Consider the following 13770-nt stretch of genomic DNA (forward strand, 5'->3'; position numbering starts at 1 on the left):
TTTTTATGTGGTTCTTTGTGTCGAGGGAACAACAAAAAGTGCTTGGAAGACCAAACACCTTTTTGATTATTCATTTTCTTCAGTTACAAATTGACTAAGCAGTCCATTGATAAAACGGGCTGATTTTTGATCTGAAAAATTCTTGGCGAGTTCAATGGCTTCATTGACTGCTACTAGCTGAGGTGTATCAAATGATGTGATTTCAAAGATTCCCAAGCGTAGTAAGTTTTTTTCGACCAAGGTCAATCGTTCAACTGTCCAGCCTGACTTGAGGTGCTGGTTGATTTGTTTATCTAACTCTTCTTTTTGAGCTTGGATACCAGAAACCAAGTTTAGAAGAAAGGCTGGGATTTGCACATCTGCATCTTCACGGTCATGTGTGTAGGCAAAGCGACAAGCTGTTTCCATATCTGTACCGAATTCAAGGCTCAGAAGAGCTTGGAAAGCGCATTTACGAAGTTCGCGTCTAGATTCTAATAATGGACTAGTCATTGAGGAAGTCCTCGTTAAATAGATCTTTCAACTCAGGTTTTGGTGTTTTATCTGGAACGATTCCTGTAACATGGATATTGACAGCAGAAAGTTCCACATCAGCCATATCATGGACAGCATCTTTGACCGCTTTTTGAATAGCAAGAGCCACTTTTGGTACTTTCACACCATACTCAAGGTAGAGGTAGATGTCAGCAGTTAGTTCTTCGTTGCTTTCTTTTAAGTAGACGCCACGACCAAGAGAGAGTTTTGATAGGGTATCAGATACGGATTTATTTGAAAATGAATGGACACCATCAACTTTAGCAGTTGCGATGGCAATGATTTTTTCAAGTACACGTGGAGCGATAACGATTTCGCCAAATTGTTCTTCAGTTCCCATAGAATGACCTCTTTCTAGAGATTAGGCACGAGAAACGTAAGTTCCTTCTGCAGTGTTGATGATCAATTTTTGTCCAGCTTCGATGAAGTCTGGAACGTTGACAACAAGTCCAGTTTCCATAGTTGCTGGTTTACCAGAACCTGTAACAGTAGCACCTTTGATAGATGGTTGTGTTTCAGCAACTGTCAATTCAACAGTAGTTGGTACAGTTACACCGATTACTTCAGTTCCGTAGAATTGGATTTTCACATCAGAGTTTTCAAGGATGTAAAGCAATTCATTTTCAACATTTACGACTGGGATTTCGTATTGGTCGTAAGTTTCAGTGTTCATGAAGTAGGCAGTTTCATCCATTTTGTACAAGTATTGAGCTGGAACAGTCTCGATAATAGCTTGTTCGAATTTTTCTTCTGGACGGTAGCTTGTATCAAATGTAGAACCAGTACGGACATCACGTAATTTCATACGCATGATTGTGTTCCCTTTCCCTGGTTTGTGGTGGCTAGCTTCCAAAACGCGGATCAATTTTCCGTCTGCAGTTTCAAATGTCATACCAGCTTTCAATTTGCTTGCTTCAATCATGTTTTTACCTCTTTAATAAATATTATTACTCTTCATTTTACCATAAAATCTTCTGGAAATAAAGCCAAAATAGTTATTGGGATTTGGTAGGAGCGAAAAAAACCAACCTCAGGGCTGGTTTCTTTTACATATTAATCTTCTTTCAACTTCGCCAATTCTTGAGCAAGAAGTTTAAGGGCGACTTGTGGGTTGGCTTGGCCTTTGGTTGCTTTCATGAGGAATCCTGTAAAGGCCTTGTCTGCGTTGCGTTTTCCTGACTTGAAGTCAGCAACTGCGGCTTCGTTATCCGCAAAGACTTGGTGAATAATTGGAATCAAGACAGTTGGATCTGAGATTTGAACCATGCCAGCTTTTTCCACGTATTCACGCGCACCACCACCATTTTTAGCCAGGTGGACAAAGACTTTCTTGGCAATCTTAGAAGAGATAGTGCCGTCTTCGATGATGGCAATCATTTCTACCAAGTTTTCTGGTGTCAGTTCGATTTGTTCCAGTGTCTTGCCTTCAGCGTTCAAGAACTGAGCAACCTCACCTTGAAGCCAGTTAGAGACTTGTTTGGCATCACCACCGAGGGAAACAGCTTTTTCAAAGAAATCAGAAGTGACTTTGTTTGCAGTCAACTGGCTAGCATCGTAGTCTGACAAACCAAGGTCAGCCACGTAGCGAGCACGGCGTTCTTTTGGAAACTCTGGTAACTCTGTACGCATTTCCTCAATCCACTCGTCTGAGATTTCAAAGAGTGGTAGGTCGGGTTCTGGGAAGTAACGGTAGTCTGCAGCACCTTCTTTGATACGCATGAGGATGGTTGCCTTGTTAGCCTCATCGTAACGGCGTGTTTCTTGGCGGATTTGACCACCTGAGCGTAGGATTTCAGCTTGGCGTTGGACTTCGTATTCAAGACCTTTACGCACGTTTGAGAAGGAGTTGAGGTTTTTCAACTCAGTCTTGGTACCGAATTTTTCTTGACCATAAGGACGAAGGGAGATGTTGGCATCCACACGCATCGAACCTTCTTCCATCTTAACGTCAGAAATACCAGCGTACTGGATAACTTCCTTGAGGGCTGTCAGATAAGCGTAGGCTTCTTCTGGCGAACGCATGTCAGCTTCAGATACAATCTCGATCAAAGGCACCCCTTGGCGGTTGAGGTCAACATAAGAGTAGCCATCTGTACCGTGGGTGTTTTTACCAGCGTCTTCCTCTAGGTGGGCGCGTTCGATACCGATTCTCTTAGTCGTACCGTCTTCTAGCTCGACTTCAATCCAACCGTTATAGCCGATTGGCTCATCAAACTGAGAAATTTGGTAGGCTTTTGGATTATCAGGGTAGAAGTAGTTCTTGCGGTCAAAGTGCATCTTTTTATGGATGTCCATGTTGAGGGCAAGAGCAGCCTTGATACCGGCATCGACAACACCTTTATTGAGAACTGGCAGTACTCCTGGGAAAGACCAGTCAATCACGTTAGTGTTGGCATTTTGATCATTTCCAAAGTGGGCAGAAGTAGGTGAGAAGATTTTTGAATTGGTGTTAAGCTCTACGTGGACTTCAAGTCCGATGACTGTTTCAAAGTTCATTAGTTGTCACCTCCAAAAATCACGGGTTGTTGTTTGTGGTAGTCTGTTGTTGCTTCAAAGGCAGCAGCAGCTTGGTAAATGGTTTCTTCTGAGTACTTAGGACCAATCAATTGCAGACCGACAGGTAGTCCTTGAGAGAAGCCAGCAGGAATCGAAATTCCTGGTAGACCTGCCAAGTTGACTGGGATGGTCAAAAGGTCAGCCAAGTACATGGCAACTGGGTCGTGGTTGAGTGAATCCAAGTCATAGGCAACACTTGGTGCAGTTGGCCCCAAAATCAAGTCATAATCCGCAAAGACGTTTTCGAAATCTTGGATGATGAGGGTACGGACCTGTCCAGCTTTCTTGTAGTAGGCATCGTAGTAACCAGATGAAAGACTGAAAGTACCTAACATGATACGACGTTTCACTTCTTCACCGAAACCTTGGCTACGGCTGTTTACATAGATTTCATCAAGATTAGTCGCATCTTCTGCGCGGTAGCCGTAACGGATACCATCAAAACGTTGCAAGTTTGAGGAAGCTTCTGATGAAGCGATGATGTAGTAAACTGCCACACCGTATTTAGAGTGAGGAAGACTGACTTCTTCAACGATAGCACCAAGTTTTTCAAAGTGCTTAGCAGCATTCAGGATGGTTTCCTTAACTTCTGGGTCAATTCCTTCACCAAGGTATTCCTTAGGCAAAGCAATTTTCATGCCCTTGATGTCTTGACCGATTTTTGAAGTAAAGTCGGCAATGCGGACAGGAGCAGAAGTAGAGTCTTTGGCATCTTCGCTGGCAATAGCGTTGAGCAAGAGGGCATTTTCCTTAACAGTTGGTGCGAAAGGTCCGATTTGGTCTAGCGAGCTACCGAAGGCAATGAGACCGAAACGAGAAACAGTTCCGTAGGTTGGTTTGAGACCAACGATTCCGTTGAAGGCGGCAGGTTGGCGGATAGAACCACCAGTATCAGAACCTAGTGACAAGCGGACTTGTCCTGAGGCTACGGCTGAAGCAGAACCACTTGATGAACCACCAGGAACCTTGGTCTGGTCCCAAGCATTTTTAGTGGCACCGTAGTAAGAAGTTTCACCTGAACCACCCATGGCAAACTCGTCCATGTTGGTCTTTCCTACGACAATCATGCCTTTCTCTTTTGCATTGGCAACGGCTGTCGCATCAAAGATTGGCTCATAGTTGTAGAGCATTTTTGAGGCAGCAGTTGTGAGAATACCGTCTGTAGAGATATTATCCTTAACAGCAAGTGGAATTCCTGAGAGGACATTATCTGCGTCAATTCCAGCTTCATCAATAGCCTTAGCTTGCGCAATAGCTTGCTCTTCAGCGATAGTGACAAATGCGTTGATAGCTGTCTCGCGAGACTTGATATCTTCAAGCGTTGCTTGGGTCAATTCAGTTGCAGAAATTTCCTTAGAGACAAGGAGGTTGTGCAAGTCTTCAATCGTTTTGTTATTAAAAGTCATTAGGCATCTCCTCCATCATCTAGGATAGCTGGTACCTTGATATAGTAGTTGTCTTTTTTAGGTACGTTTTTAAACAAGCGATCACGGTCTGTTCCTTCTTCGGCCACATCAGGGCGGAGTACGGTCTTGCGGTCAGCCATAGTCGTAGTAGGTGCGACACCAGTTGTGTCAACTTCGCCCAGCAACTCAACCATGTCTACAATCTTGGACAAGGTGGTCGCAAAGGCAGCAGTTTCTTCTTCAGAGAATCTTAATTTTGAAAGATTGGCAACGTGTGTTACCTCTTCGTGCGTAATTTTCATCTTGCATCCTTTCGTGAAATGATGATTTTTAGTCTGTTCTATTTTACCATATTTTCCTATAAATAAGGGAGGGATAAGTGAAAAGAAATAGAAATTGAAAAAAATGCTAAAATCCGATATAATGGAGTGTTGAAAGGAATGGTAAAATCCAATGTAAAAATCATTCTTAGCTATTGAAACAAGAAAAATAGAGAATCAAAGAAAGAGAACTTATGAATATTCAAGAAGAAATTAAGAAACGTCGTACCTTTGCCATCATCTCCCACCCTGACGCGGGGAAAACTACTATTACTGAGCAGTTGCTCTACTTTGGGGGCGAGATTCGTGAGGCTGGTACTGTAAAAGGGAAGAAAACAGGGACTTTTGCCAAGTCTGACTGGATGGATATCGAGAAACAACGTGGGATTTCGGTTACTTCATCTGTGATGCAATTTGACTACGATGGCAAGCGTGTGAATATCCTCGACACGCCAGGGCATGAGGACTTTTCAGAAGATACTTATCGTACCTTGATGGCGGTGGATGCAGCGGTCATGGTGGTGGACTCTGCCAAGGGTATCGAGGCCCAAACTAAGAAATTGTTTGAAGTTGTCAAACACCGTGGCATCCCTGTCTTTACCTTTATGAACAAGCTAGACCGTGACGGACGTGAGCCACTGGACCTCTTGCAAGAATTGGAAGAAGTCTTGGGTATTGCGAGCTACCCGATGAACTGGCCAATCGGAATGGGGAAAGCCTTTGAAGGGCTCTATGACCTCTATAACCAACGCTTGGAGCTCTATAAGGGGGATGAGCGTTTTGCCAGTTTAGAAGATGGGGAAAAGCTTTTTGGAAGCAATCCTTTCTACGAGCAAGTCAAGGATGATATTGAGCTTTTAAATGAAGCTGGGAATGAGTTTTCAGAGGAAGCTATTCTAGCTGGAGAATTGACACCTGTCTTCTTCGGTTCAGCTTTGACAAACTTTGGTGTGCAGACCTTCCTTGAAACTTTCCTTAAGTTTGCTCCAGAGCCACATGGACACAAGAAAACAGACGGTGAAATTGTAGATCCTTACGACAAGGATTTCTCAGGATTTGTCTTTAAAATCCAAGCCAACATGGACCCTCGTCACCGTGACCGTATCGCCTTTGTCCGTATCGTATCAGGTGAATTTGAGCGTGGTATGAGTGTCAACTTGCCTCGTACTGGTAAGGGAGCTAAGCTGTCAAATGTTACCCAGTTTATGGCTGAAAGTCGTGAGAATGTGACCAATGCCGTGGCTGGAGATATCATTGGTGTTTACGATACAGGTACATATCAGGTTGGGGATACCTTGACAGTTGGAAAAAATAAGTTTGAGTTTGAACCACTGCCAACCTTTACCCCTGAAATTTTCATGAAAGTATCTGCTAAGAACGTTATGAAACAAAAATCCTTCCACAAGGGGATTGAGCAATTAGTACAAGAAGGTGCCATTCAGCTTTATAAGAATTACCAAACAGGCGAGTACATGCTAGGGGCTGTAGGTCAACTCCAGTTTGAAGTCTTTAAGCACCGTATGGAAGGCGAGTACAATGCGGAAGTCGTCATGAGCCCAATGGGGAAAAAGACCGTTCGTTGGATCAAGCCTGAGGACTTGGATGAACGGATGTCATCAAGCCGAAATATCTTGGCCAAAGACCGTTTTGACCAACCAGTCTTCCTCTTTGAAAATGACTTTGCCCTCCGCTGGTTTGCGGACAAGTATCCAGATGTAGAGTTGGAAGAGAAGATGTGACTCAGTACCAACAATTGGAACTAAAGTTCCTAATGGTTGGACGCTAGTCGCTATTTGGCGAACTAGCTAACTGCCTCACTAACTGAGTTTTACAAATAGAATCGATTTGTAAAACTTTACGTCGTAACTGGTCTAGCTAACTGCCTCACTAACTACGTTTGGCAACTAGAATCGATTTGCCAAACTCCGTGTCGTAGTATAACAATCGGCTTACCTAAACGCTTCACTAGGAAAACTCCACGAATATTATCGATTCGTGGAGTTTGCTGTCGTAATGGTAAGGAAGTGAACTACCTGCCTGCCTCACTAACTCATCGGCGAAAAGAGATTGTTTTCGTTTCTTCGTGTTCTAGTGTAAAGATTGCTAACCGCTGTGGTGGTTTGTCTGTATATCATATTAAAAAGTCCATAAATGTTATATTACATTGTGGGCTTTTTCCTTGTGGCGAATGGGAAATTGACTGGGCAAGCTAGATGTCTTGGTGTTGAATCGTTAAGCATAGTAGATTGAAAGAAAATGTGAACAAATTGATGAGGGGATTTTAAAGTAATTTCTAACAACGATTTAGAAACTATAGTGTTCTACTCTAAATTCAATCTACTATAGTGCTTTATCAAAATATCGTATAGTAATAAGCTTCTGGGAATCTTATGGCATTGCGAGATTTTTAGTGCAACGTTATGTTATATAAACAAATAAAATAGCAGATCGTCAATAAAATTAGCTAAATCAAGACGGGTAAGTCTCATCTTCTGAAATATTGTTAGAAATTGGTCAGAGTTTTCTAATCGTATTGTTCAGATTTTACTTTATTATAATAGTGGATTTAATCAAACAATCTAGTTAGTTTTTGGATGTTAGGAGTGTCTAGTAAGAGTGTGACTGAGTCTATAATAAATGATAACAAATTGATATCGTGATAAGAAATAGGTTTTGAATACATGTATAGGTTCTTACAAATTGAGTCTGCTGAAGGATTATGTGACTCATGTGTAGAAAGTTAATGAAGAAAAAACAATAATATATACAATATAGTTAATATTTTATACCGCTCGATTAAGGTAACATATGTATAAAATAAAATATTTGTATAGCAAAATTTAAAAACGCCTCCAAAATCTGTAACAGAAATTTAAGATTTTGTAATTTAGAAACATAAAAACGCTTAAATTTGAACTTTATCCCTATGAAATCGCTTGGAATAATCATTTTACCGATATTTATAAAAAGCGGCATCGTTTGCATATAATATACATGTAAAATGCTTTTTTTTTTTAGGTAAAAATGTTTTGAAACTTATTGAAATACTTGCATTTAAAGTGTATAATATAGATTGGTATTTTATTGCCAAATACAGATAAATATAGAAGGAAAGGAATCTAAAAAATGTTTTTTAGACGCCAAGAAGGTGAATATAGGGAGACGGATCGTGTGACCCGTTTCAAGTTGATCAAGTCGGGTAAGCATTGGTTGCGCGCCTCGACCTCTCAGTTTGGTCTCTTTAAAGTCTTGCGTGGTGGTGTAGATGCTGCTCAGGTAACAACTGAAGTAATCGAAGAGCAATCATCAAATACACTAACAGGCTTGGATATCCTGAAGGGGATAGCCGCGGCAGGGACGGTACTTGGAGGAGCAGTTGCAACACAAACAACTGTTTATGCCAATGATGCCCTCGAAAAGACAGTAGAGGCAAATCAAACACTTGCAAATACAGATACAGTAACTTTGGGAACCGTAAAAGATCAGGAGGGGGCTCAAGCCGACAGCTTATCAGTTTCTGTCAGCCAAAGCCAGTCCTTGTCTGAAGAAGCTTCCAAAAATGCAAGCAAGCATCTGTCAGAAAGTGAAAGCCAGTCAGTAAGTACTTCAACAAGTGCTTCTGTTTCAGCAAGCGCATCAGCATCAACAAGTGCAAGCCAATCAGCAAGCACATCTGCTTCTGAAAGTGCTAGCACAAGTGCTTCTCAATCGCAAGCTGGAGTGACTTCTGAACTTGCAAAACCAGCAACATCAGAGACAGCTTCAAACAAAGAGACATCTGTTCGTAAGGAAGATGCAGCTAACGCAACAGCTGATGCGGCTCTTTCAAAAGTTATCACTGATAGCCTCGCATCTCTACAAGCAGTTGAAAATCGTTTGAGTCAAATCACATCAACGACTTCAAGTTTGGTGGATACAACGACAACAGCTGCCGTAGCGACAACAGTATCTGCTGAGAGCAACAAGAAAGCTCAAGAAGACCGCAAACGTCTATCTAAAATCTCAGCGACTATGGGAGAATACCTCGCTAAGTCTATCGGTCTGCCAAATACAGAAGCAGCGGTTGCTAAGGTGAATGCTGCTGTAACAGCTATCGAAGAAGCATTGAAAAATCCAAATGCTGACTTGACAGATGTTATTAAGCAAGCCACATCTGCGCAAAACTCAATCGTTAACGCTGTCCTTCGTGCTAACAACGGTAAACGCAGTGTGCTAAATGGTAGACAGATGGAGCGAGGAGTTAGCTTTAGGGAGGTAGCGCCTGAGAATACTAGTAAAGATTTCACAAAAAATACGGTTGCATACGTTGTAAGTGAAGCAGATTCCAAGGGGATAGCGAACGGTTACAAAGAGGGCACCTATCTTTATGCAACGCAAGGGAACCAGGCTAATAATAGACCACCCGAAAAATCCAATGTTCCTACACGTGTTGAAGTCAGAACAATTCGTAGCCAAGTTTACATGACTTCACATAGACAGGGAACTACGACTGAATGGGAAGTTACTTTTAATGAAAGTGGAGATCGTCACGATAATCCTTATTTTTACTTTACGGTTCCAAAAGGCCATAGAATAACTCATATGGAGGTTTATCAAAAGGATAATGGTAATTCGAATTCAAACTGGAATTTATTAGGACGTAGTGATGATAATAGTTCGTTCTTGCATAACTCTAAGAGTGGAGACCTTTTGGCGGCAGTTGGGAATGCCTGGAATAATCAAGGCGGTTCTTATTATGAAAATGTAGCTGGTGTAGGGCCAGGTGGGGTTGGACGTGGTTCACTCACAAGTCTGAGAGATTTTGCCTTTAATAATCCAAGTGCATATTATCAGACAGATAAAATATCAGAAACGGTTAAACAGGCGGGAGATTTTGCTTTTAACACCATCGAAAGTGCCACAGCAAATGTTTATGCGTTGCACCCTAAGGGGAGTGCTCGTCAAGAAGGATATAAAATAAAATTTACGACAACAAGTCCAGAAAATACCGATGATTTTTATATGGCTGGTTTCCGTTCTTTGGAAGATTCTCGTCATAGAAATTACCTTCAAATGAATGGATCGAATGAACGATATGCACTGAAATTAAAAACTGGCGTTCCATCTACTTTTTTGAAGTATGGTAGATTGAATGACCTAACTAATGTTAGTAGATTGGATACGATTGCAAACGCCTATGATAGATTAACAGGGACTACCACAGAGGTTCCTCCTTTAGAGCCTGGCCAGAGTGTCACTTATGCGATTAAAGGGATAAATGAGAGCTCTTCTTCTATTCAATATCTTGCTAACACTCGAACTATTTCATTTTCTAAAGGAGAACATGACCTTAGGGTTACTGCTCCTAATATGGGGACTCGTACTCTTCCGTTTCGAATCGTCACTCAGTCTGATGTTTATGAACCTGTGATTAATAAGGCAGTGACTGCTACTACTATTTCTAAAGGTCAGATTATCAATCCGGTATCTACTATTCAGAAAATTGATGATAAATCTAATAGTATCTCAGGGTTTGCACAACCTGATGACATGGATGATTACAATGGGCAGATTAACAAAGGAAACAACACTGCTAAAGTTCTTCCAAACACCACTTCAGGAACAGGTAATGATCTAAGTCGCTTAAACGTCAAGAGTGTTGAATGGGTAGGCGGTAGCAATCAAGTCGGTTCAGGAATAGGGGAAAAGATGGCTGTAAAAGCTACTGTTGACGGTAAAGAAGTTTACTTACCTGTCCCTGAAAATATGGATATATCAAGATTGGGTTCACCTTTGTCTGCTCAAGATAAGCAAGCAATTCTTGCTCATAATGATTTACAAGGGAAAGCTACGATTACTGGTACTAAAGTAGGATTGAGCAAGCAACTTAAGACTATTTATAAAGATGATGAGGGCGGAGACTCTGTTGATGTCTCAGATGTCTTCTTCGAGAATGTAGCAAAAGAAACTCCACCTGTAGCTCCTGCAATCACTACACCAAACGATGGTAGTGTTACAATCGCTCCGCGGGCAAATACTGATCGACTTAAGGTCGCTTACATACCTACAGATAGTACTACTACTACGAATATCAGCGTAAACAAAGTTGGAACTCAGTGGCAAACGACAGATACACTTCCATCAGGAGTAACGCTTGATTCAAGTACTGGTGTGGTCTCTATTACAGAACCAACAGTTAAAGACCTTAGCACAGTTACAGCAACAGGCTACAACTTCAACTCTGACGGAGCGATATCTAATGGAATAGCCAAAGCACTAGATACAGTGGCGCCAACGATTGAGTACAAGTTGCAAATCAAAGATGGCTCTAATAACTGGGTTGATGCACCGAAGAAAGTTGTTCGTCAGGGCAGACAAGCTGGATATGAAATCTTTGCCGGTGATGAATACCGAGTTGTAGCGACATCGAAGGATAACAGTGGCAAAATCAATAAGCTACAAGTTTCTGATGGAGTATCAACTAAGACTAACTTTATTGACTCTAACTATGCAACAGGTGGTGATATACCTTCTATCTCAAGTACTACAGAAGCTACGGCAACGAATCCAGCGAAAGTTGAAATTACTGGTACGTATAATGCAGAAAGAAGATGGGAATCAGGTAATCTTTGGACGCGTAAATTTATTGCAAGAGACTTGAGTAATAACGAAACAGAAACTGATCTGTTTATCGTTGCTCAAGGGAAATTAAACGAGAAGTTCCCAGGGCAACAGCCAACAGATGCAGTTTCAGTAGACAATCCAAACTCATTGACAAACACTGAACGTGACAATATTCTTGCGGCAGTTAAGACAGCTAACCCAGAAACAGCTAACCGCATTAGTAGTTATAGTATTGCTGATAACGGTGTTGTGACGATTGGGTATAAAGATGGAACATCGAATGCAGTAGCACCTAAGATTAAGCCACAAGCACCACAAATTGCAGATGATCAAGTAACGAATACAGGTGGTCTTCCAAATAAAGGAATTACAGTAACAAATGTTCTCCCAGGAGCAACAGTTACATTGACGGTTGGTAACCAGACCTTTACCAAAGTTGCAGGTAACAATGAAACTAGTTTGACCTTCACGCCAACAGATCTTGCGACAGCATACAATAGCAATAATGGCTTGCTTCCAACGGGTTCAGTAACAGTTAAGTAAAGTAAGGCGTTTATGAATCCTGTAACGAATGCGTCTGAAACATTAGAGTCAGCGACGACTACTAAAACAATTACTGGAGAAACAGTAGCACCAACGATTACTGCTAAATTTGAAGTTTATGATGAAGCAACTAGCGCTTGGGTGGAAGCACCTAAGAATGCAGATGGCAAGAGTAAGGTCTATGCTGGAGATAAATTCCGTGTTACCGTTACAACTGCTGATAACAGTGGTAAGGTAAAAAATATTGAGGCATGGAATAATCCTACAAATGAAGATTCAAGCTATGTAACGACGAATCTCATCCCTAGTCCATATGCAACAGGTGGTCTAGCAAAACAATTGACTAATACAGTTACTAATGCTTCTGCTTCTCAACCAGATGTTCGTCAATTGACAGAAGAAGGAACGTATAATCCTACTCAAGAATATAGAGCGGCCAATAAATGGACACGTTATGCGAGAGCACGTGATTTATCGAATAATACTTCTTACGTTGAGTTTGGAATTCAACAATCACCTTTAAAAGAGAAGTTCCCAGGAAGTCAGCCAACAGATGCGATTTCAGTGGCGAATCCAAACTCATTGACAAGTGCTGATCGTGATAAGATTCTTGCGGCAGTTAAGACAGCTAATCCAGAAACAGCTAACCGTATTAGTAACTACAGTATTGCCAACAACGGTACTGTAACCATTACTTATAAAGATGGTACATCGAATGCAGTATCTCCTAAGATTAAGCCACAAGCTCCACAAATCGCAGATGATCAAGTAACGAATACAGGTGGCCTTCCAAATAAAGGAATTACAGTAACAGACGTCACACCAGGAGCTACAGTTACATTGACTGTTGGTAACCAAACTTTTACAAAGGTTGCAGGTGACAATGATACTAGTCTAACCTTCACACCAGCTGAACTTGAGTCAGCGTATAACAGCAATAATGGATTACTTCCAACGGGTTCAGTGACAGTTAAACAAAGTAAGACGTTTACTAATCCTGTAACCAATGCGTCTGAAACATTAGAGTCAGCGACTACTAATAAAACAATTACTGGAGAAACAGTAGCGCCAACGATTACTGCTAAGGTAGAAGTTTATGATGAAACAACCAATGGTTGGGTAGAAGCACCTAAGAATTCAGATGGTAAGAGTAAGATTTATGCTGGAGATAAATTCCGTGTGACAGTAACAACTGCTGATAACAGTGGTAAGGTAAAAAATATTGAGGCATGGAATAATGCTACGAATGAAAATTCAAGCTATGTAACGACAAATCTCATCCCTAGTCCATATGCAACAGGTGGTCTTGCAAAACAACTGACTAATACAGTCACTGATGCTTCTGACAGTCAACCAGATGTTCGTCAATTGACAGAAGAAGGAACGTACAATCCTACTCAAACATACAATGCTGGCAATAAATGGACACGTTATGCAAGGACTCGTGACTTATCGAATAATACTGCTTATACTGAGTTTGGGCTTCAACAAGCACCGTTAAGTGAGAAATTCCCAGGGCAGGTGCCGGCAACAGTACAAGTAAGCAATACAACAACCCTATCTCCAGAAGATAAACAAAAGATTCTTGAGGCGGTGAAAGCAGCTAATCCAAAAGATGCAAACCGTATTAAAGATGGAGATGAAGGATATAGAATATCAGACGATGGCACTGTAACAATCACTTATAAAGATGGAACGCAGAATACAGTGAAACCACCAGTATCGGATTCGGAAGCGTCTCAATCTGCCTCTGCCTCAGCATCGACAAGTGCGAGCCAATCAGCAAGTACCTCAGCTAGCCAGTCAGC

9 protein-coding genes are annotated in these 13770 nt (G+C 41.5%); 3 read left to right on the top strand and 6 right to left on the bottom strand.

Features of this window, described 5'->3' with window-relative positions:
* Positions 1-66: 66 nt before the first annotated feature.
* The 6 genes from nusB to gatC form a co-directional block, all read right to left on the bottom strand.
* On the bottom strand, positions 67-492 hold the full coding sequence (gene nusB / locus SMSK564_RS11880; protein ID WP_000203629.1) for a transcription antitermination factor NusB: 426 nt from the start codon (positions 490-492) through the stop codon (positions 67-69).
* Positions 485-874: an Asp23/Gls24 family envelope stress response protein gene (locus SMSK564_RS11885; protein ID WP_000536307.1), complete on the bottom strand. Its 390-nt coding sequence runs from the start codon at positions 872-874 to the stop codon at positions 485-487. The genes nusB and SMSK564_RS11885 overlap by 8 nt, the downstream gene beginning before the upstream one ends.
* 21 nt (positions 875-895) lie before the next feature.
* Positions 896-1456, bottom strand: a complete 561-nt coding sequence (gene efp, locus SMSK564_RS11890) for an elongation factor P (RefSeq protein WP_000568643.1) — start codon at positions 1454-1456, stop codon at positions 896-898.
* A 131-nt stretch (positions 1457-1587) separates the two neighbouring features.
* A complete protein-coding gene (gene gatB, locus SMSK564_RS0103185) occupies positions 1588-3030 on the bottom strand; it encodes an Asp-tRNA(Asn)/Glu-tRNA(Gln) amidotransferase subunit GatB (RefSeq protein WP_001008673.1) in 1443 nt (480 codons plus the stop codon).
* On the bottom strand, positions 3030-4496 hold the full coding sequence (gatA, locus tag SMSK564_RS11895; RefSeq protein ID WP_000143705.1) for an Asp-tRNA(Asn)/Glu-tRNA(Gln) amidotransferase subunit GatA: 1467 nt from the start codon (positions 4494-4496) through the stop codon (positions 3030-3032). The genes gatB and gatA overlap by 1 nt, the downstream gene beginning before the upstream one ends.
* Positions 4496-4798 (bottom strand): Asp-tRNA(Asn)/Glu-tRNA(Gln) amidotransferase subunit GatC, encoded by a 303-nt coding sequence (gene gatC, locus SMSK564_RS11900; protein ID WP_000704718.1) that lies wholly within the window; start codon positions 4796-4798, stop codon positions 4496-4498. Before gatC ends, gatA begins: the two co-directional genes overlap by 1 nt.
* Before the next feature lie 212 nt (positions 4799-5010).
* On the opposite strand from gatC, the gene SMSK564_RS11905 reads away from it, so the two are divergent.
* From SMSK564_RS11905 to SMSK564_RS0103190, 3 genes are all read left to right on the top strand, one after another.
* On the top strand, positions 5011-6555 hold the full coding sequence (locus SMSK564_RS11905; protein WP_001025443.1) for a peptide chain release factor 3: 1545 nt from the start codon (positions 5011-5013) through the stop codon (positions 6553-6555).
* 1387 nt (positions 6556-7942) lie between these two features.
* Positions 7943-11962, top strand: a complete 4020-nt coding sequence (locus SMSK564_RS11910) for an accessory Sec-dependent serine-rich glycoprotein adhesin (RefSeq protein ID WP_000466175.1) — start codon at positions 7943-7945, stop codon at positions 11960-11962.
* A 12-nt stretch (positions 11963-11974) separates the two neighbouring features.
* On the top strand, positions 11975-13770 hold a 1796-nt coding region (locus SMSK564_RS0103190; RefSeq protein WP_001070391.1), incomplete at its 3' end, for a MiiA motif-containing surface protein.

This window comes from Streptococcus mitis SK564 (genome assembly GCF_000148525.1).
Lineage (GTDB): Bacteria > Bacillota > Bacilli > Lactobacillales > Streptococcaceae > Streptococcus > Streptococcus mitis_H.